13 protein-coding genes are annotated in these 20,580 nt (G+C 57.3%); all 13 read right to left on the bottom strand.

What is annotated here, in order from left to right; genetic code table 11:
- Positions 1 to 546 precede the first annotated feature (546 nt).
- Positions 547 to 1,284, bottom strand: a complete 738-nt coding sequence (locus tag CUJ91_RS00070) for a putative type VI secretion system effector (protein ID WP_053857322.1) — start codon at positions 1,282 to 1,284, stop codon at positions 547 to 549.
- Positions 1,281 to 4,118, bottom strand: coding sequence for a T6SS effector BTH_I2691 family protein (locus CUJ91_RS00065; RefSeq protein WP_114155617.1), 2,838 nt, complete (start codon positions 4,116 to 4,118; stop codon positions 1,281 to 1,283). Before CUJ91_RS00065 ends, CUJ91_RS00070 begins: the two co-directional genes overlap by 4 nt.
- A gap of 104 nt (positions 4,119 to 4,222) precedes the next feature.
- Positions 4,223 to 4,474: a PAAR domain-containing protein gene (locus CUJ91_RS00060; RefSeq protein ID WP_053857320.1), complete on the bottom strand. Its 252-nt coding sequence runs from the start codon at positions 4,472 to 4,474 to the stop codon at positions 4,223 to 4,225.
- Between the two features lie 61 nt (positions 4,475 to 4,535).
- Entirely contained in the window at positions 4,536 to 5,282 is a 747-nt protein-coding gene (locus CUJ91_RS00055; RefSeq protein WP_114155616.1) for a putative type VI secretion system effector, read from the bottom strand.
- Positions 5,283 to 5,301: 19 nt separating this feature from the next.
- Positions 5,302 to 6,060: a putative type VI secretion system effector gene (locus CUJ91_RS00050; protein ID WP_114155615.1), complete on the bottom strand. Its 759-nt coding sequence runs from the start codon at positions 6,058 to 6,060 to the stop codon at positions 5,302 to 5,304.
- Complete coding sequence (locus CUJ91_RS00045) at positions 6,057 to 8,939, bottom strand: T6SS effector BTH_I2691 family protein (protein ID WP_114155614.1); 2,883 nt, start codon at positions 8,937 to 8,939, stop codon at positions 6,057 to 6,059. Before CUJ91_RS00045 ends, CUJ91_RS00050 begins: the two co-directional genes overlap by 4 nt.
- Before the next feature lie 36 nt (positions 8,940 to 8,975).
- Positions 8,976 to 9,983: a DUF4123 domain-containing protein gene (locus CUJ91_RS00040; protein WP_114155613.1), complete on the bottom strand. Its 1,008-nt coding sequence runs from the start codon at positions 9,981 to 9,983 to the stop codon at positions 8,976 to 8,978.
- 7 nt (positions 9,984 to 9,990) lie between these two features.
- Positions 9,991 to 12,549, bottom strand: a complete 2,559-nt coding sequence (locus tag CUJ91_RS00035; RefSeq protein WP_114155612.1) for a type VI secretion system Vgr family protein — start codon at positions 12,547 to 12,549, stop codon at positions 9,991 to 9,993.
- Between the two features lie 835 nt (positions 12,550 to 13,384).
- Positions 13,385 to 14,056, bottom strand: coding sequence for a hypothetical protein (locus CUJ91_RS00030; protein WP_153067601.1), 672 nt, complete (start codon positions 14,054 to 14,056; stop codon positions 13,385 to 13,387).
- The gene (locus CUJ91_RS00025; RefSeq protein WP_114155610.1) at positions 13,998 to 14,627 is read right to left on the bottom strand and encodes a hypothetical protein; all 630 of its coding nucleotides are present in this window, start codon (positions 14,625 to 14,627) and stop codon (positions 13,998 to 14,000) included. Before CUJ91_RS00025 ends, CUJ91_RS00030 begins: the two co-directional genes overlap by 59 nt.
- 399 nt (positions 14,628 to 15,026) lie before the next feature.
- Positions 15,027 to 17,498, bottom strand: coding sequence for a DNA topoisomerase (ATP-hydrolyzing) subunit B (gyrB, locus tag CUJ91_RS00020; RefSeq protein WP_006050600.1), 2,472 nt, complete (start codon positions 17,496 to 17,498; stop codon positions 15,027 to 15,029).
- Between the two features lie 113 nt (positions 17,499 to 17,611).
- The gene (gene dnaN / locus CUJ91_RS00010; protein WP_006050601.1) at positions 17,612 to 18,715 is read right to left on the bottom strand and encodes a DNA polymerase III subunit beta; all 1,104 of its coding nucleotides are present in this window, start codon (positions 18,713 to 18,715) and stop codon (positions 17,612 to 17,614) included.
- Positions 18,716 to 18,951: 236 nt separating this feature from the next.
- Positions 18,952 to 20,580 carry a chromosomal replication initiator protein DnaA gene (gene dnaA / locus CUJ91_RS00005; protein WP_029971174.1) on the bottom strand — a complete coding sequence of 543 codons (1,629 nt, stop codon included), beginning with the start codon at positions 20,578 to 20,580 and terminating at the stop codon, positions 18,952 to 18,954.

Genomic DNA, 20,580 nt, shown 5'->3' with positions numbered 1-20,580 from the left:
AGTTTGCCGCTTGCTCGGCGCCGCAAGGTTTTGCGGTGCGTGGGCGGGCAGGCTTTCGCCGATGGTAGTGAGCCAATATTCGAGGTGTTATCGAAATTCGGCAAAGTTTGGGGGGTGGTTTGTGGGGGGAGTGCTTAATTCGGGGGGCACTCGTTTTGGCTTGCGTGTATATCGGGCTGGCGAGGGTGATTGTGGTTCTTCTGGTTTTTATTGTCTTTGTATTTGTATACGTAGTAGTAGTTAACAAGCGGCGTTGGCGGTTGTGGATAAGTGCGAACCTTCGTTTGGGATCAAGAGGTTGCGCGGGCGATAAGCTTGCGGAGTAAGCGTGGATAGTGCGGTTGAGTTGGGGAAAAGTTTTGGTGCGTTTCGGCGGCTGTGGTTTTTATCAAGGTTTGTCCCACAGGATGTCAGCGGGTTTTTACAGCGGTTGTGCAGAGGGGGTTGTTGATAAGTTGGGGGAGGTCAGGTGTGGCGGGGAGTCACTGCTGGGCCACATTCGTCTATTAAAGCCGCCATTTGACCCGCCAGCGATGTCTCGCACCATCAATATCTAAAATAGAGAACCCCAAGCGCACCCGGTTCACCTGATGTTTTGCTCTTTTTGGTGATCGCTGGCAGATCAATGTCCCTAACGTTCTTCCAGCCAAACGCTTGGAAAATGCCTTCGGCGAGGCCAACAAAGCCCATGAATTTGCGTGACATCCGGTAGGCAATCGCGCCAAGGATTGCCAGGATACCCAGCCCACCGAAGGCCCACATTTGCACCATACCCGCCCAATTATCCACCGAGTCAAAGAAAGCAATCGCACCGGTCAAAAGGTACATAAACAGGAGCAGCGGCACACAGACTTTCAGCCACAACCGCAGCGAAGCCTTGTAGTGCGCATACCTGCCCCTGCTGCAATGCGGATGCAGAGCCACTATCTTGTCGCTTATACGTCGTATGCCATACCCCTGCCAAGTGTCGCCCCACTGCTCGGCGACGACTTCCACTTCGTCGCCCTCGTCGAAGACTGACTGCCACACCCACGCCTTGACGGGCTTACCGTCAAGATCGAACTCCAGAAGGTCCGCTTCCTCGGTCGTATCCATCGCCATACCACTTAGGCCAACTGCGATGCCGCCCAACCCAGCCAGCCCTGCCGCAATGGCCGTTGCACCCATTTTCTTTCGGTCGGAGTCGGTAAAGAAGAAGTCCTGACTGCGACGTGTTTTACGCAAATTGGCGATGCGGCCACGCAGCAATGTTGCGGGCGCCGGCGATGTCCTTTCAATAGTCATTCCGAGCCCTCGCTTGCCGTCAACCCGACGCCTTTGAGTGCCTTTTCAAATTCTTCATGCTGCTTGCCCGCTTCCCATGGAGGACTATTCGGCGACTTGCCAAACGTACATTTTTCAAACCAGCTCTGCAAATCGTTATCCGAGAAATACCAGATCAGAACTTGTATCACGGTGATTACCACAGCGACCTCCCAGCCAGCCAGGAAGAGTGCCGCCCGTCCTATCATGAGCAACGCACCGCGCTCGCCGACGGCAACAACCACCTCGCCCGCTGCCACACCGACTGCTTCCCGGCCCGCTGCGTTCGCTGCGGCAGCCCGTGCAGCTGCGGTCGTACCTCCTTCGGCGGCTGTTGCGAGGCTGGCAGTTCTTGCGGTCGCTCCGGCAATACCAGCACTTGCCTTTCCTAGCCAAACGACACCGCGTCCACCGGTAATTCTGGCTATCATTGGCGCGCTTGATGTTAGAGCCGTCAAAAGGTTAGCGGTGGTCGCGGCGAATCCCAAGCCGCTCTTGATGAAATAGAGTGACGCCAGACAAATCTTGCTGTCCTTTACTTGATCCACACCTTTTCTCGCGTCGAAGAACGCGCCAATTGCGGCCGATGCGCCGCCAAAATAACCCGTGATGGCCTTCAGATTAGCCGCAGTCTGAGCGGCGTCTTTTGCCATCGCCGCCATTGCTTTGCTCGATGCTTGCAAGCAAGCAGATGAAGCAGAAAATCCGCTCGCCACCAGCATCGCATAATCTTCTCCGCTCTTATCGACTTTCGCCAGACTCGCACCAAAGCCAAACAGCTCGATGATCGCCAACGTCCCGCCGATTCGAATCCCCGCAGCCGCCTCGGCGCCCTCACTCGTCAGCTTGACAGCGTTCCACTTCGCCCGAAGCACGAGCCCCCTTTCATCCGATGCGAGAGTCTCTAGCGCTTGCGCATATGCTTCCGCAGCTTTCACGCCCCTTGCCCGCAACGCACGGTAACCGCTTTCCAGCTTGGCGCGCAACTTCGGCTCGACGTTCGCCGATTCCTTCACCAGGCCAAGAGTGTCAGTCTGGCTAATGCCGACCCGCATCATCAGCGCACCGCGTATCAGGAACGCTCCCGCGCAGTCGCTTACTTTCCCCATCCCCGTCCACTTGAAAAGCGCATTGGCGATCGTGATGCTTAACCGGTCGACTTGAAGTTTCTTTACCGCACGCTCCGTAGCCGAGATCGCGTACTGGTGCTCCTTGACTTCGCCCATTTTTTCGCGGAATTCGACGAACGTTTTCAACTTCTCCAAAGGCTTGACGATCTTTTCGAGAATTTCCGCGATATCTTCCGCGCGCGTCGCCTTGTACGCTGTCGCCTTTGCGAGCAATTCCTTAATTTCCACCTTCGGTGCTTTCTGGTTGAACGCGAAGGCCCGCCACACCAGACTTGTCGGTTGTGTCGGATCCATGTCGTTCACCAGATCGACTACAACCTGAGCTCCCTTCTCTTCTGAAGGTAGCCCATTGATCGCCTCGTTCACCACGCCCTCGAACGCAGTGCCATTAGGTACGTCGTTTTCATGGTAATCATGAAGCGTAGCAAGCAGCAGCGGTGCTTTCAGCCATGCGGCAACGTCTGCCGTTCGGTCAGCCTGTAACTGGTTCACTGCGGTTTGCATAGATTGGAATGCACCGCGAAATTGCTGGAACCGGGCTTTATTAAGCTTATCCAGGTATTTCGGCCACTCCGCCTCGCCGATCTCTTTCGCTTCCGACGGGCTGATCTTTCCCGCGTCGTCTATGTTCTTTTGTGAGGCAGCTTCCTGTTCGGGCGAAAGCATCGTCGGTATGCCGTCCATTGCGCCCGGCGAATTGATCATCGCCTCCCAGCCCGCTTGGCGGGCCGAACGCCAACGGCTTTTGGAGGCCACTGCACCGTTCTTTACGGCAACCTCCGCCGCTTCGATCGATTGCAGCGCATCGATTTCTTTGGGTAATTCCTGTATGTAGCGTGTCATCATAACGGCAGCGTCGTTGCGATAGCCGTTCAGTTCGTGCACGTTGCCGATGCCGTCCCAAAGTGCCAACAGCATCGGGGGATGATGCTTGCCGCCTTTGATTTCACCAACGCCATTCATAAGTTTCACAAGCGCAGCGCTCGCCGAGGCCGGTGTAGCCTGGCGGATATGCAATGGATAGCGCGTCGCTTCGTGCTTCAATATATTCGCGTTGACGCTACCGTTCGAATTGCTGACTTTTTGCTTTGGCAATTGCAGCAACCTGGGGTCGAAGCCCGGCATGTACTCGACGACGGTATCGACGCTCTGCTCGGTCGCAACCGCAGCGTGCTCATTGTGTGCGCCCGCAATCCATTTCGCCGGTTGGATGCGCTGCATGCGCTGCGCACGAAGTGCCGCGTCGCCCGCATACAGTTTGAAGATGTCCTTGTGCCATGGGTACTCGGAGAAGGCGATATAAACATCACCACATTTTTCCGGGCGTTCGATCGCAATAATGTCCATCTGCACAGCGATGCTCTTTTGCGCGCACGCAGGATGGATCGTCGGTGCAGTGGCAAGGGGCAGCGGCTGCTTCCACAAGCGCCCATCCTCCGTTACGGTGTACGCTTCCCAGTAGTTGTTGCCGCGCGCGCCCTTTGCATAGAAAAGGTAGAGCCACCCTTCGCGCAATGTGCGCAGACCGTAGTGATGCGCCGTCAGGGGGACATCTGTCACGCCTTTACCGCTAATGCCGGCCGGCAGTTTCGCCCCCACGGTCTGCGGCAGTACGGTATACCGCACCGGGAGGATCGGTAAACCGGTCTTTTCGCAGTTAGCGCATTTTGGGTCGGTCGTTGCCATGATGATTTTTCGTGTTCGATTATTGGACGCAATGGTCGGAGTCTTTCACGCCGTCGCTACTCAATGATTAGTCTGTGCTTCAGGGGATCACGGACTCGTCACATTCAAACGAGGCTCGATATCAGCCTGCATCCACAGGTTGCCTGATTGCCATGACGCGCTATAGGCATACCGTTGTCCATCATCGATTCGTCCCCCTCGACGATGACATTGGGTTTGACGTCCTCATGCTTTGGACAGGAGACTTCGTCACCCTTGCGTGCAACAAATCGGCCGTCAAAAGACATGGTCCGTGATGCTGTGATCACTTTGCCGCCGTGATCAGTGTCGTCATCGAGACGAATGAGATTCATCATGGAGTCGCCTCCTTCTCTACCGTGAAACATTGCCAAACCTTATTGGTGTCCATCGCGTCGTCTACGAACGATTTACTTTGTAACGGAAGTAATAGCGGCCGTAATTCGCGAGGGTATTGGTTCCGCGGTGCTCGCGTGAAGTCTTGCGAAGGTTGATGTTTTCCACGTCCGGCCAGCCATAGGTCCTGAAAATTGCTTCGGCAAGCCGAACAAGGCCCATCATTTTTCGGGTGACACGGTAAAAAATAATTGCAAAGACGACAAGACTTGCCGCCATCGCGACGCCCATGAACGCAGCAAACGAAAGAAATCTTTCGCCAAAGTCTCCCGGCCTGTGCATCGCAAACACGCCGATTGCGTTGACGAGCGCGAAAGCCCAGAACATGATTTTTGCCATGCTGCGATAATGCTGCTTGCGGCCCGCGGTAGCATGCGAATAGACGGAAACGATATCGTCTCCGTCTCGCTTAACCGAATAGACGACGTATCGGCTTTCTCCCACCTTCTCGGCTACGACTTCTACAACGTCGCCATTGCGCATCGGCATGAGCCAAAGCCAGCCTTGCATCTGTATTCCGTCCAGTTCGAACTCGACCCAGTCGGCTTCCTCATCTGCGTTGGATGCCATATTCACGAGTCCAATACCCGTTGCGCCCAAACCCATTGCGGCCGCACCCACGGCCGTTGCGCCGACCGCATTTTGCTGGAATTGAGTGAGCACAAAATCATGAGTACGCCCGGAGCGCTGCAGGCGGGCAATCGTGCCGCGCAGCAGTATCGGTTGCACCTGAACTTTGGGTTCTCGCATAGCCTCGCCTGAGCCGCACTTACGCCTGTGAACCAGCATTTAGTTTGTATCGGAAGTAATGACGCCCATAGTTCGATAGCGTATTAGTGCCCCGGAATTCGCGTGACGTCTTTCGCAGGTCAATGTTCTCCACGTCCGGCCAGCCATAGGTCCTAAAAACTGTCTCAGCCAGGCGGACGAAGCCCATCAGCCTCAGGGAAACCCGATAAAAGATGATGCCAAATGCGACAAATCCGCCAACACCGATCGTGGCCATGGAAACTGCATAGGCATACAGATCGCTTGAAATTCCACCCTTAAGATAGGTCCCGATTACCAGGATTGCATAAAGGATGAAGAAGGTCCACAGCATGATCTTCGTCATGCTTCGGTAATGCGCCCTTCTTCCTGCCGTGGCGTGTGGATACATCGCTACTATGTCGTCGCCATCGCGCTTGACCGAATAGACGATGTATCGATCGTCTGCCAGCTTCTCTGCGACTACTTCGACTTCGTCGCCGTTGCGCATTGGCAATAGCCATAGCCAACCCTGCATCTTCTTGCCGTCGAGTTCGAACTCCACCCATTCAGCTTCTTCGTCCGTGTTGGACGCCATACTGACGAGTCCGATGCCTGCCGCACCCATACCCATCGCTGCAGCACCGACGGCGGTCGCACCAAGCTGTCGTTGCTGCACCTGCGTCAATACGAAGTCGTGACTGCGTCGCGAACGCTCAAGCTTCGCGATGGTGCCGCGTAGCAGGACGGTGGAGACGGGTTTTTCCCTGTTTTTTTTCATGAGACCTGGGCCATGGCATCCGTAAAATCTTTGTCTTGTTCCGAGTTCTTCGTGTAGACGGGGACGCTGTGATCCGTCACACGATAGATCGTTTCCCGTCCGGTCCCGAAAGCGCATCGCGAACACCACGCCTCTAGGGCATCGGGTGTCAGCCAGTCAGCTAGCAGCTGTAGCAGGACCAAACCGATCGTTGCTTCCCAACCCGCTAACATACCGATCGCGCGCAACCCCGCAATTACGGCGATTCGTTCGGATACCGCCTCAACTGCCGCAATCACTGCTTCCGTACCATAACGAGACGCGATCTTCTTAAGCAACGGAGCTGATGTACTGATGGCGTCCAGAAGAACTGCAGTACCGGATAGGCCGCCTGCAAGCGTCTTGATACCCAAAGCCCCGACTACATCAAACTGGTGTTTCACAATTGCCGTGTCTACATGTTCCCAATCTGTCCATGCTGAGACAAATGTACCAAAGCTGCTCAGGCTTGCCCCCAACAGCTTCCAGCTCAGGGAACGCGTCGAATTTTTCAACACCGCGTAGTAAGGCGTCATGCTGATCGTGATAAGCGACGAGCACAGAGACGCGCCAGATTGAACCAGCTTGAGCTTGGTATCTTTGTCCTGTGCCCCGGCTAAAAGATGGACGAAGTTCACCGTTTCCAGCAGTGCACTTACAACTGCAATACGTCCCATGAGAAGCGGTTTTTTGCCCTCGTCAGCTAACTTTAGCTTGTCCCATGTTTCGTACAATTCTTTGGTTGCTTTAGATGCCCCCTCAGGCGCAGCGCTGCGCAAAGCCGCACGCGCCACCAGCAAACGTTTGATTGTATCGAGGCGGCTTATCTTCTCGAGCTCAGCCTGTTTGCGAACCAGTGCGATAGCGTCCTCGTAGGGCACGCCGGCGCGCTGCAACAGAATCGATTGAATAAATTTTTCACCGACAAGATCACCAAGCTGGTTAACTCTGAACTTGGCGAAGATCGCATCGCCGACGCTCATACCGAATTGATCCGCGCCGAGGCGTTGCATTAGCCCTGCGAGCGGCGTGATTTTCTTGGGGTCGGTTTCCAGCGCCGTTTGAGCGAGGCTTTTATAGTAGCCAACCAGTTTTTTGGTGGAAGCCGCAATCGAGAGGAATTCCTCGAAGGCTGTTTCTAGCGGCGTAGCCTTATGGGCTTGTGCGGCCTTCAGCGCCTGGCCAAGTTCCTGGCGGGCATCCATCTGATTCATGGCCACGACACGCCAAATCAGGCTGCCCGGCTGCGTCGGATCCCATTGGGTGAGCAAACCATCCACAACCGCTTTACCCTTTGGAGTGGACGCCAGACCGGCAACGGCGTCGGACACGATGGTTTCGAAGAGCAACGCATCGTGCATGTCGCCGGCGTGGCAGTCTTCGAGCGCCGTTAGCAGCAGCGGCGCATTAATCCATTTCCCCACGTCGTCGCTGCGCGTTTCCTGCAACTGATAAACCGTCGACTGCAAGTCTTCGTACTTTTTTCGGAACGCCTCAATGTCATCCCGTTTCAGTCGTGCTTCGTACACCGACCACGCACGCTTCGTACTGTCCTTGACGTTGCGATCGTGGAATCCGGGGCGCGCCTGCGCATAAGCGCGCGCCTTATTCATGACATCATCGCGGTATGCGCCGATATAAGGCGCAGTCGAGCCGGCACTGCCCGCGCTGCTCATCCGTCCCATCTGAATCAACTGCATTTGATAACTGCCCGGAATGTCGTTGGCAGCCATCCAGTCCATGTCGTCGTAATAAGCGTTGATCTGGTTGGCTCGCGCCGCGTCAGCACCGGCTAGCGCTCGGGCGCGTTGCGCCGCCAGCGCCGTCCGCGCCTCCGGTCGGCCAAGCGGTGTCATTTCATGCGCTTGCCTCGCCATACTCTCCTGGTCATTGAGCGCTTGCTCCATGCGAGACTGAACGATCTTGTGCGCGGCATCGATGTTATGCATCGCGGTAACCTGCAGCGCGCGCTCGGCGACGTACTGATCAAACCACGACGCGGGATCGTTGCGGAATCCGTTCAATTCGTGCACGTTACCGATGCCGTCCCACAAGGCCAGCAGCATTGGCGGGTGATGCTTGCGGTCTTCCGTCTCGCCAACGTTGTTCATCAATTTAACGAGCGAACCACTCGCCGACGCAGGGGTGGCTTGACGGACGTGCAGTGGGTACCGCGTCGCTTCTTTCCTCACCCAGTCTTCTTTGTAATTGCCGCTCTCGTCGCTTAGCGCAGCATTTTTTGGGTCGAGCAACCGCTGCGGTTCCAACAGTTTCGGATCCAGGCCAGGCATGTACTCGACCACATCGTCGATACTTGCTTCGGTGGCAACGACAGCATGACCGTTTTCGTCTTTGCTGCCCTTAATCCATCTCGCAGGCTCGATCCACTGCATCCTCTTGTTTCGCAATGTCTCGTTGTCTGCGTACTGTTTGAAGATATCGCTATGCCAGGTGATCTCGGAAAACGCAATGTACACGCGGCCTGTGCATTTTTCCGGTTGCTCAATCGCAATGAGGTCCATTGGCACGGCAATGCTCTTTTGCGCGCAGGCGGGATGTGTAGTTGGCGCATTCGTGAGAGGTAGCGTTTGCTTCCACAAACGACCATCTTGTGTGACCTTGTACGCCTCCCAGTAGTTACTACCGCGCGCGCCCTTGACGTAAAACAGGTATAGCCAGCCTTCACGCAATGTGCGCAAGCCGTAGTGATGCTCATGCAGCTCGATGTTCGTGACACCTGTACCGCTCATACCGCCCGGCAGCTTCGCAGTAACGGTTTTCGGAAGTACGGTATAGCGCACAGGCAAGATGGGCAACCCGGATTTTTTGCAATTAACGCAGTGTTGTTCGGTCGGATCCATACGTACTCTGACGGCTTGAAAATGGTTTGACGTCGATTACCGCGCCGCGGACGAAAGCGACTTGTCGTCCACCCAGTTACCGCGCCGGATTTCTTCTATTTCGTCCGGAGACAGTTCGCTCACAGCCGCCGTATAAAAGTCGTCCGGTTCTCTCTGTCGCAGTGCCTGTGTCACTTTTGGATGTCGATCGAATACAGGGTGCCAGGCCAGCGCATGGCCGATGAACGCGATGATGTCATCGCGGTCGCTTAATCCGTATTGCTCCGCACGAGCGGCGCTAGCGACTGCCGCCTCGACCTCTTGCGGATCGGGCTGCCGCCCCGTTGCCTGCATATGCAGGCCAAGTGCGCGGTTGACCAGTCCGTGGCGATGAGTTGCCTGCCACTGTGCATCGGTTAGAGTCAGATCGGCTAGTGATGTATCCGTACTCGTGTAAATGCATGGCTTGCCGCACGCATCTAATGCGTGCCAAGCGCTCACCGGTCCTAGTAGTGCTTGCTGCTGACCGGGTGACAACATCGGCCAAAGCAGGCTGAGCGCGCGCGAGTCGTAAAAGCGCAATGCGCACTGGCGCCCGCGGTTATCCGCCTGCAATACTTGTTGTGACCAATGTGCGGCGACGACGTCAGCCGAGCCGTTGCTGGCCAGCCAGCCGCCGACACGTTGTCCAAGGCCTTGCGCTATGGAGTCCGGATGCCGATCATCGAACGCAAGGCGCACGCTTTCCGCCAGCAAGTCCACGCCGTCCGGCGTTGAGAGATCGAGTTCGACGAGGTAAGGACGGTGTTCGTCAGGAAATGCTTCGTGCGCGATTGTTACGATCGCGTGAGGTTGTTCGGAGATGGGTATCTTTTGTTCCAGACTCTCCGGGAAACCGAGTCGACTCGGATCGATCGCAAGGAGACAATGCATATCAGGACGTTGGCTGAAATACGCCCTCAGCACGCGGACTGTCTGCTCAACGGCCGAAACTTCAGCCGCTTGCTCTTTCGTATGCGCTGCAACGCGCGGCGCACTCGCATCGCGATAGTTCAACGATTCCATGGCCGCCTCAGTCCAGTATGACGCTAGACGCACTGTCCGCCGATGCCGCCGCGGTCTTCCACGAACAACCCTTCACTACGCTAGTGAGGGGGGAGGGAATACGCATCGACGCGGGCCCGGATTTGTCCCATGCCGCGCATTTTTCGAGGATCTTGCCCGCTGTCCCGTTCTCGATCCCGTCGGGTGTGATCTTGATATACGATCCGCCTGCGCCGATCCAGACTTCCTTGTCGGCCGATAGCACGAGTTTGCCTTCGCTGCTGGTGATCGTGAAATCCTTGAGCGCGGCGAGCGTCATCTCGTCGCTTAGTGCTTTCATTTCTACTTTGCCCTTGGCCGCGAACAGCTTCATTCCCGCGTTCTGCACGAAGAGACTGATTTTTTCCGAAACGCTTGCGAGCAAAGACTTACCCGTTGCGATGTGAGTACTTTGCCCACTTACGATATTGACGTGCTGATTGGCCGTGATTTGCGTCGAGTCCTGCGTCGACAGGCCCAAGCCGGAAGGACTCGCCACCAGCATGATCGGTGTCGAGAAACCGTTGGCGTTCCCTGTGCCACCGCCGGCAGTATGGCCACCTGAGCCGCTGCTGCCGGACGTGCTGTGTTGGGTGGCATCAGTGAACTTTTTCAGTGCATTCTGACCGTCCTCGAGACTCTCCGCCTGGTTTGCGCTACTTGCTTCCGACAGCATCTCGACCACGCTTTCCGCGCTGACCAGTTGTTTGTTCGCCTCGCTTACATCGAGCGGCTGGTTGACCGTGGCCGAATACGTGGATACGTACAAACCTCGCCCTGCACGAATTGCGCCGTAGGCATCCGATTTCAGATCGAAGCCGTTGCCGAGAAACGCACCGCGGTTGTTATTCGTGTGCTGCACGAGATAGCCGAGGTGCAAATGCGAATTCGCGCTGCTGCTGTAGAGTTGCACGCGGTTCTGGCCCGTGGAATCGTCCATCACCATCTGGTTATAACCGGTGCCTCCGTACTCTTTCGAGCGGTAGCCGGACAGCAAACCGTTGGAATGCCATTGCGGCTTGGTGTCGCCGTTATAGAGCCGCGATATGACAACCGGCCTGTCGCAATCACCGCCGACATAATCGATCAACACTTCTTCACCGACTCGGGGCATGTGAACGCCGCCGTAGCCGTTCCCGGTATCCGCTTGTGCCGCGCGCACCCAACACGAAGCCTGTTCGTCGCCGCTGTTCAGGCGGTCCCAAATGAACTGCACCTTGATGCGGTTCAGTTCGTCTGTATAAACCTCTTCACCGCTCGGTCCGACGACGATCGCCGACTCGAGATGCGTCTGCGGCTTCCTGTGTTCGAATGGGCTGCGATATGGAACCGTCGTGCGCTGAGCTTCTATCTCTACACGATAAAACCCTTCCGAGCCATCCGCGTGCGGCACTTTGAATGTGCCCACTCCCGTGTGGCTGTCGCGCACTTGCAGCAATGTCGCTTCCAGGCTGTTCGGGAAACCCGCCGCCGGTCCGCCGATCGGCAAGTTGTTTTCGATTACCCACGCGGCCTCGATCACGGCGAACTCTCTCTGATCAGCCGCGTCCCGATCGTGATCGGGATGGCCGCTCAGTGTAAAGCGCAGTCCGGCGTCGATCCCTCGCAAACCACCTTCGCCATGGAAACGCTTCGCGCGCGATTCCCATTCTTCCATCCGGAATTTGGACAACTGGTCTCCGCGTTCCTGTTTCGGATAGGTGTACGCTCCGGTGTACTCGTAAACCTCGGCTTGATCCGGTAGCGAGCCCTGATTGGGCATGGTCGGCACGTTGGTGCCTTTCGGGTTGAATTGGGTGGAGGGACTTTTGTAGTCGAAGGTGCGTGTGGTGAGCGTCGTGCTCTGCAACGTGCGCGTACCCGACCACTGCGTCAGCGCGTCAGTCTCGCTGCTGATCCCCGCCCGGTAGAACTTGACCGTTTCAGGAGACATGGCCTTCGCAGTTGCCAATCGATCTGTGATCACCAGCGTATGCGATTTGCCGTCCTGCGCCTGTTGCCAGAGACCGAACAAACCTTCCGACTCCAGCAAGCGATGCACAAAGTTCCAGTCGTCTTCATCTTGCCGGCAGTATGAACGGGACGGCAATGGCTGCGACAAGGCGAACTGAAACATCCCATGCGCCTGAGGATGGGCATTGAATACGTCCGTCACGATTTCATCAGCGGTCTTGTCCTGCCAGATGCGCTGGTCGCGGCGAAACTTCAGAAAGTACATCCACGACGCGAAGCCCAATTGATAGCTCGTGAGCCCACTGTCCGAACCGAGACGTCGTGCGGTGTGCACATAGCCGTTGTGCGGCAGATATGATTTGTCGGCTTGCTGGATCCACAGCGTAACTGGCTGCGCGATCAGGGTCTTGAGCTCGACGCTGCTCGACGCGGATACCACGTCGATGGTGAATTCGAAGTGGCGGCCAATACGCGAGCGGCCTACCGCACGCTGGGGTACCAGCGCGTTCGCCCCCAACGGCGTATCGAGTGTAAGCAGGCGGTCTTGCTGAATTAATCCGCCCGTGATGGCGTTTATCCCGTCTTGCGTGCTCATCGCGAATCCTTTCGTTTTTCGCTTTCTTGTGGATGAAAGCCCACCCGGTTATTGCCGTCGGTCATCACATAAGACCGACCGCACTGTTAAAAGCAACCGGGCGCAATTCCAATCTGTTAATGCATCAATCGCAGCGCGTCAAACTCGTGCCAAACGCTGACCCGCATTGGTGTCGAATGGAATATGCGAATGGCACCGCGCGACGCCACGGGCGAAGCTCGCAGCATTATCCGCGATAATACAAAAGGTAAGACAAAAGCAGCAATCTAAACGGGAAATCAATTGTTAAACCGGTAGTTATTGCGGAGTGGCCCCGGCACGCGCGTTGCTGGCGAACTTTTTACTTGCATCTTGGCGACGGACCGCCGGCCACCCAATTGTTTGTTGTTAATACTGCGCCGGAAACCACCCTACGGTCAGGCGAAAACACATCTCCGTTAGTCGCTCACGGTATGGCGCAGATGCGGCCGACGCCATTTGACCGCTAGGTTGCGCTCGCACAATCGAGTAATGCGCATAGATCTACTTTGAACGCCCTTTCAAATCGAGCAAAAATACTGATCTCCGACGCATTGAACCAAGGAATATGGTCCTTTTCTGTATCGGTCGATGGTGCAGCTCACTAGAAAACGTCTTCCGGAGGGCTTCACATATCTCACGTTATACGATCAGTGCGCGTTGCACCTTCGTATAACTCAAAACCGGGTTCTAACTGATCTGCGATTTATGGCAAAGTGGTAGCGGACGACCCACCTGACATACCGAAAGCACTGAGCGCGTGGCGCACGGGCGACGAGAGCGAACCGCCCGACAAATGCTTGCCACCCCTTGGTGGCTACACCGAGTGAATTGCCCGACTCGGCGCGAGCGGCGAGCCCAGCTCAAGGAGCTCGTAAACAGTGGCGACAATCCGTTGCCTGCGTGTTGGAAAACCGGCTTTCCAGCGCCAGCGCAGCGTAAGAAGCGGTATAGCGACGGCAGACCAGACAGCGAGTACTCCACAAAGGAAGAACGCGACAAATGACGGATCTTTCCGCTGCAGCACGGCTAGCGCCAGGAACAGCGTGAGCATTAACGCGGCAAGCGCGAGCAGGTAGCGGTGTTCGCTCCCCGGCGGAATGCGCGTTGCGGCAATCCGTGCATCGTCCCCTTGCCACCGATAGTGGGCCACATAGGCGCAATCGTCTTCAGCGTTCTGCAGCGCGTACACGCGCCTTGCTCCGCCCGGCACAGTAACTTCGTCGAGCACGGCGACGATCGCCCGATCACCTTCGGCTAGAAACGGCTCCGAGTCCCATTGCCAGTGGCTGGTGAAGAACACCATCTTTTCGCCGGCGATCTCAAATCTGTAGGTTGCGATCTCAAGGAGTGACGTAGTAGCGAATGGGGTAGATGTGTCCAGCGCCACGTTCTTTAGACGTCCCTCAATGCGCTTGATGTTGGGCAATTCAGCTGACATGAGATTCACCGTCTGGTTCGACTGCTGCACGCGCGGACGATCGGGCAAGATAGCGCGCCATCACCGTTTCCATCAGGTCGAGGACGCGGCGACGCCGAAAGCAGTTCCACAGCTTGCCGATAGACCCAAGGCACATCACCAGGGCGAATGTGGCGACGGAGCCGGCCAGTGCGCCTGCGACTCCAAACAGTAGAGCCCACCCGTATGGGACATGGAGCATCAGGAAAAACATCAGAGCCGCGATTGCCGAGCCCATGCCCAGAAACTTCAACGTCGTGGGCATCTCTCGCCATGTTTGCTGTGTCAGCGCTTGCCTCGAATCCCGCGCGACGATTGCATGGCCCTGATAGATCAGCCAGTCAAGTTCATGTGTGCCATCGATCTTTTCGTAGACGCCGGCCATCACCGATGCACGATCGTCGGCGATTTCCCGCAGCGATTGCGAGTTAGCATGAAGCCAACGTAGTTCGCCATCGATTCTGGTTCCATTCAGAACGAAACGCACGCGGCCGCGGTCAGGCGGACGGGTGACGGCTACGCGGTAGTGTTCAATTGTCCCTTCCAGTACCTTGATCGCCAACGCATAGCGGTCGCATTCGAGTGGAATCGTTTCTTTCATTGCGGTGTGATCGCAATGTACCGTTCGAATAGTACCGGCGAACGGCTCGCTGTAGTGACACCGTGACGGACACTCACACCGAACATGCAAAATGCTTTAATCGCATTAATCGAATGCCTGCAGAGATCCGCCGGGGGTATTTTTCGGCAAACTGACGCGCTGATTACACGATGTTTCTCAGGAATAGTCTTGGACTAACCTTCTTGTTCTTCCGCTTATTAGGCTGCTAATAGTCATGGGTATCATTGTGATGCCGTTCATGTCCAGCAGTTTCAAAGACAGTCCGCGCCAATTGGCGCGGATCGCATAAGCCGAATCGTCGACGCAACGATATCCAGCGGACTGCCCCACCATCAACTGCTGCTAGCTTCGCCTCTTTCTGACGTCGCGCGAAAGCGCTCAAACATCAATATTCCCCGCCCTCAATGCATTCGACTCAATGAAAGCCCGCCGCGGCTCAACATCATCCCCCATCAGCGTCGTGAAAATGCCATCAGCCGCGATAGCATCCTCAATCTGCACACGAAGAAGACGACGCACGGTCGGGTCCATCGTAGTCTCCCAAAGCTGCCCGGGGTTCATCTCACCGAGCCCCTTATAGCGTTGCTTCGAGATATTGCGTTCGGCATCAGCCAGCAACCACTTCATCGCAGACTTGAAGTCAGTAACAGCCATACTCCGCTCACCGCGCTTGATAACGGCGCCAGCGCCAATCAACCCCTTAAACGTATTCGCGGTGTTCACCAACTGCTGATAGTCGGCAGTCAATTGAAACTCTTCATCGAACACGGAGATTTTCTGATTGCCGTGATGCGTCCGCGCGACCTTCAGCGAGCGCAATTCACGCACCGGGTCATACATGGTCGTAACCCTAACCTCGGGCTTCAGAGCATCATCGCGAAGCTTAGCCTCAAGCGCTTTTGCCGATGTCTCAGCGGCCGCCTCGCTGGAAAGATCAATAACGACCCCGTCCATCACAGCCTCTAGCGCGCCCGCGTCATACAAGCGGCTCAACCGGTTCACCACCGCCTGCGCCAGCAAATAAGCCCGAGCCAATTCGCCCAACGCATCGCCGGTAATCGGCGTTGCATTCTCAGAAGCCAACAGTTCGGAACCCTGCAACGCGAGCTTGAGGATGTGAGCATTAACCTCGCTCTCGTCCTTCAGATACCGCTCGTCCTTGCCCGCCTTGATCTTGAACAACGGCGGCTGCGCGATGTAGATATACCCGCGCTCGATCATCTCCGGCATCTGCCGATAGAAGAACGTCAGCAGCAGCGTGCGGATGTGCGCGCCGTCCACGTCAGCATCGGTCATGATGATGATGCGGTGATAACGCAGCTTATCGAGGTTGTAGTCTTCCTTGCCGATACCGCAGCCGAGCGCCGTGATCAGCGTCACGATCTGCTCCGAAGAAAGCAGCTTGTCATAACGCGCCTTCTCCACGTTCAGCACCTTGCCGCGCAGCGGCAAGATTGCCTGGAACTTGCGGTCGCGTCCCTGCTTCGCCGAGCCGCCTGCCGAGTCGCCCTCGACGATATAAATCTCCGACTTCGCCGGGTCCTTCTCCTGGCAATCCGCGAGCTTGCCCGGCAAACCGACGCCATCGAGCACGCCCTTGCGGCGCGTCATCTCACGCGCCTTGCGAGCGGCGTCACGAGCGCGCGCGGCGTCGACGATCTTGCCGCAGATGATCTTCGCGTCATTCGGCGTTTCCAGCAGGAATTCCTCGAGCGCCTTCGCGACCACGTCTTCCACGGGCGCGCGCACTTCCGACGACACCAGCTTGTCCTTCGTCTGCGCGCTGAACTTAGGCTCCGGCACCTTCACCGACAACACGCATGAAAGCCCTTCTCGCATGTCGTCGCCGGACGTCTCGACCTTCGCCTTCTTCGCGACTTCATGATCGGCGATGTACTTGTTCAGCACACGCGTCATGGCCGCGCGCAGGCCGGTCAAGTGCGTGCCGCCGTCGCGCTGCGGAATGTTGTTCGTGAAGCACAGCACGTTTTCGTTGTAGCTGTCGTTCCACTGCATCGCCACTTCCACGCCCACGCCGTCTTTCTCGCCGCTCACGTGGAAAATGGTCGGATGCAAGACACTCTTGGTCTTGTTGATGTACTCGACAAAACCCTTCACGCCGCCGACAAACGCGAAATCATCCTCTTTGCCCGTACGCTGATCGGTCAAACGAATCCGCACGCCGTTATTCAGGAACGACAGTTCGCGGATGCGCTTGGCCAGAATGTCGTAGTGATATTCGACGTTGCCGAAGATCGTCTCGTCGGCCATGAAATGCACTTCGGTGCCGCGGTTTTCGGTATCGCCCACCACTTGAATCGGCGACACGGCCACGCCGTCGATCTCTTCGATCACGCGATTCTGCGGCACGCCACGGTGGAATTCCATGAAGTGCTTTTTGCCGTCGCGGCGAATCGTCAAACGCAGCCACGCCGACAGCGCATTCACGCACGACACGCCGACGCCGTGCAAGCCGCCCGACACCTTGTAGCTGTTCTGGTCGAACTTGCCGCCCGCGTGCAACTCGGTCATCACGATTTCGGCGGCGCTGCGCTTCGGCTCGTGCTTGTCGTCCATCTTGAGACCGGTCGGCACGCCGCGGCCGTTGTCGGTGATCGAGATGGAGTTGTCCGCGTGAATGATCACCTGGATGTCGTTGCAATAGCCGGCCAACGCTTCGTCGATCGAGTTGTCGAGCACTTCGAACACGAGGTGGTGCAAACCGGTGCCATCCGATGTATCCCCGATGTACATCCCCGGCCGCTTGCGCACCGCCTCCAGACCTTCGAGGATCTGAATGGACGAGGCGCCGTAGCTGTTGTCGGGTTGCGTATTGTTCGTTTCAGTCATGGATTTTTTCCGGTTCTGCATTACTGCTGGGTTGCTGCTCGGGACTTTTCAAAACACCATAAAAACGCCAAAGGGGCGCTGCGCCCCTTGGTGTGTTCTTGGTGTTGGACGCGTTAGATGCGCATCGGCATCACGACGTATTTGAATTCGTCGTTCTCGGGAATCGTGATCAGCGCACTCGAGCTGGCGTCGCCAAGGCTCACTTGCAGCGTGTCGACCTTCAGGTTCGCCAGCACGTCGAGCAGATACGTGACGTTGAACCCAATGTCGACGCTGTCGCCGTCGTACGCGATTTCCAGTTCTTCCTGCGCCTCTTCCTGGTCGGCGTTGGTCGACATGATCTTCAACTGGCCCGGCTCGATGATGCAGCGCACGCCCTTGAATTTGTCCGACGTCAGAATCGCGGCGCGTTGCAGCGAACGCTGCAGTTCTTCACGGCCGATCACGAACTGATTCTTGTGCGACTTCGGAATCACGCGCTGGAAGTCGGGGAATTTGCCTTCCACCAGCTTCGACACGAGTTCGACCTGGCCAAACGTGAACTTCACCTGCGTTTGCGCGATGTCGATCTTCAGCGTGTCGTCGATGTCTTCCAGCAGACGCTGCAGTTCCAGAATCGTCTTACGCGGAATGATCACTTCCTGGCGCGCAAACGAGCCTTCAATCTTCATCGACGAAAACGCGAGGCGGTGGCCGTCGGTCGCGACTGCCATCAACTGGTCGCCGTCCACCACCAGCAGCATGCCGTTCAGGTAGTAGCGAATGTCCTGCTGGGCCATCGAAAAATGGACCATGCCGAGCAACTGGCGGAACGTCTTTTGGGGAACCACAAGGTTCGCACCGTAGTCTTTAGCTTGCGCGACGGTCGGGAACTCGTCCGCGGCGAGCGTTTGCAGCGCGAAGCGGCTCTTGCCGGATTGCACCGTCAGACGCTTGTCGTTCAGCGTGAGCGTGACCTGGCCGTCGGGCATGGCGCGCAGGATGTCGAGGAGCTTTCGCGCTGCCACCGTGGTCGCCACGGTATCGCCGCCCACGCCGAAATCGGCGCGCGTGGTGATCTGCAACTCCAGGTCGGTTGACAGGAACGACACGTCGGGGCCGTTTTTGGTAATCAGCAAATTGGCGAGGATCGGCAACGTATGGCGGCGTTCGACAATGCCGCTCACGGTTTGCAGCGGCCTGAGGAGGTTATCGCGTTCGGTCTTGACCAGTTGCATAGAGTTCCTTCGTTGATATAACGGCCTGCGCGCCTTCGAGCCGTTCAAGGCATTTCCGGCATGCTGCCGTGGCTCCCCGCCGGCGCCACGCAGCGCCCGTCACGGCGTGAAATCCGCCCGCGGCCGCGCCGGGCGGTTAAACCTGTATTGTGCCTGAAAAAGGAACCGCCTCACTAAATTGGGGGCGACTTTGGAAATAAACAGGTCGATTTTCCCGCCCACCACCTAGCCCTTGCCTAGCCCTTCAGCGTCTGCTCCAGCACGTGCAATTCGTGATTCAGCTGCGCGTCCTTGCTGCGCTCGTCGGCGATTTTGCGCACCGCGTGCAGCACCGTGGTGTGGTCACGTCCCCCGAAAAGCTCGCCGATTTCCGGCAGACTTTTCTGCGTGAGCTCCTTCGCCAGATACATCGCGATCTGCCGCGGCCGCGCGATGTTCGCCGGACGCTTCTTCGAATACATGTCCGCGACCTTGATGCTGTAGAAGTCAGCGACGGTCTTCTGAATGTTCTCCACCGAAATCTGCCGGTTCTGCACCGTCAGCAGATCTTTCAGCGCTTCTTTCGTCAGTTCGATCGTGATCTCGCGGCCGTGGAACTTCGAGTACGCGAGAATTTTCCGCAGCGCGCCTTCCAGTTCCCGCACGTTCGAGCGCAAATGTTTCGCGACGAAAAACGCCACATCTTCATTCAGGCTCACGAATTCCGACTGCGCCTTGCGCATCAGAATCGCGACGCGCATTTCCAGCTCGGGCGGCTCGATGGCGACCGTCAGGCCGGAGTCGAAGCGCGAGATCAGACGGTCGTCGATACCCGAAATTTCCTTCGGATACGTGTCGCTGGTGATGATCACCTGCGCCTTGTTCGCGACGAGCGCCTCGAACGCGTAGAAGAACTCCTCCTGCGTGCGCGATTTGCCCGAAAAGAACTGAATATCGTCGATCAGCAGCAGATCCAGCGAATGGTAGTAGCGCTTGAAGTCGTCGAACGCCTTACGCTGATACGCCTTCACGACATCGGACACGTACTGTTCCGCGTGGATGTAGCGGATGCGCGCGCCGGCCTTGTCCATCAGCAACTGGTTGCCGATTGCGTGGATCAGGTGAGTCTTGCCGAGGCCCACGCCGCCATACAGGAACAGCGGGTTGTACGAGATGCCCGGATTGTCCGCGACCTGGATTGCCGCGGCGCGCGCCAACTGGTTCGCCTTACCGGTCACGAAGTTGTCGAAGGTCAGAACCGGGTTCAGCTTGGAACGCTCGTACATGGAGTCGTTCTCGCCGTTGCCATTCGAACTCGCGCTCTGGCCCGGACGCCATGTGCGGCGCGCCGCGGCGGCTTCGTTCGCGTCGAGGCTCGGCAGATCGAGGTCGGCGGCATCTTCGGCCGCCGCGCGTGCGTTGGCATTGTGCTCGGCTGCCGCGCGGGCATTCGCGTTGAGGTTGGCCATTGCGCTGTTAGCGCTGTTCGGGCCGTTCGCGCGCGTGGCCTGCGCCGCTTGCACGGCGCCAACGGCCGCGTCCACGGCAGCGGCATTGCCCGCGCTGCCGCCCATGGAATTCGGCGCGGAAGCCGGACGCGCCGCAGCCGGCGCGGCTGCCGCAGGGGCGCGCATGCCGGCTTTCGGGTCCAGTACGAATTGCACGTCGACAGGCGCCTGCCAGAAATCGCGGGCCATATCAGCGATGCGACCGGAGAACTGGCTCTTGACCCAGTCGAGCTTGAAGCGGTTCGGCGCGGCAATGCTGAGCGTGTTCGCAGCGGCGTCGAAGGCGACCGGGGCCAACGGTTTGATCCACGTCACGTACTGCTGGGGCGTGAGCTCACGCTCCAGCAATGCGGAACAGTGTTGCCAGAATTCGTTCAT

This window comes from Paraburkholderia graminis, from assembly GCF_003330785.1.
Lineage (GTDB): Bacteria > Pseudomonadota > Gammaproteobacteria > Burkholderiales > Burkholderiaceae > Paraburkholderia > Paraburkholderia graminis.
The sequence above is the reverse complement of the archived record's forward strand: the minus strand, read 5'-3'. Positions and strand labels throughout refer to the sequence as shown.

What these genes read in the sequence shown, in the direction of transcription:
- CUJ91_RS00045 (WP_114155614.1), bottom strand. Translation starts at nt 8,939, where the DNA reads ATGGATCCGACCGAACAACACTGCGTTAATTGCAAAAAATCCGGGTTG.
- dnaN (WP_006050601.1), bottom strand. Translation starts at nt 18,715, where the DNA reads ATGCAACTGGTCAAGACCGAACGCGATAACCTCCTCAGGCCGCTGCAA.
- CUJ91_RS00025 (WP_114155610.1), bottom strand. Translation starts at nt 14,627, where the DNA reads ATGAAAGAAACGATTCCACTCGAATGCGACCGCTATGCGTTGGCGATC.
- CUJ91_RS00050 (WP_114155615.1), bottom strand. Translation starts at nt 6,060, where the DNA reads ATGAAAAAAAACAGGGAAAAACCCGTCTCCACCGTCCTGCTACGCGGC.
- CUJ91_RS00035 (WP_114155612.1), bottom strand. Translation starts at nt 12,549, where the DNA reads ATGAGCACGCAAGACGGGATAAACGCCATCACGGGCGGATTAATTCAG.
- CUJ91_RS00040 (WP_114155613.1), bottom strand. Translation starts at nt 9,983, where the DNA reads ATGGAATCGTTGAACTATCGCGATGCGAGTGCGCCGCGCGTTGCAGCG.
- CUJ91_RS00055 (WP_114155616.1), bottom strand. Translation starts at nt 5,282, where the DNA reads ATGCGAGAACCCAAAGTTCAGGTGCAACCGATACTGCTGCGCGGCACG.
- CUJ91_RS00060 (WP_053857320.1), bottom strand. Translation starts at nt 4,474, where the DNA reads ATGATGAATCTCATTCGTCTCGATGACGACACTGATCACGGCGGCAAA.
- CUJ91_RS00065 (WP_114155617.1), bottom strand. Translation starts at nt 4,118, where the DNA reads ATGGCAACGACCGACCCAAAATGCGCTAACTGCGAAAAGACCGGTTTA.
- dnaA (WP_029971174.1), bottom strand. Translation starts at nt 20,580, where the DNA reads ATGAACGAATTCTGGCAACACTGTTCCGCATTGCTGGAGCGTGAGCTC.
- gyrB (WP_006050600.1), bottom strand. Translation starts at nt 17,498, where the DNA reads ATGACTGAAACGAACAATACGCAACCCGACAACAGCTACGGCGCCTCG.
- CUJ91_RS00070 (WP_053857322.1), bottom strand. Translation starts at nt 1,284, where the DNA reads ATGACTATTGAAAGGACATCGCCGGCGCCCGCAACATTGCTGCGTGGC.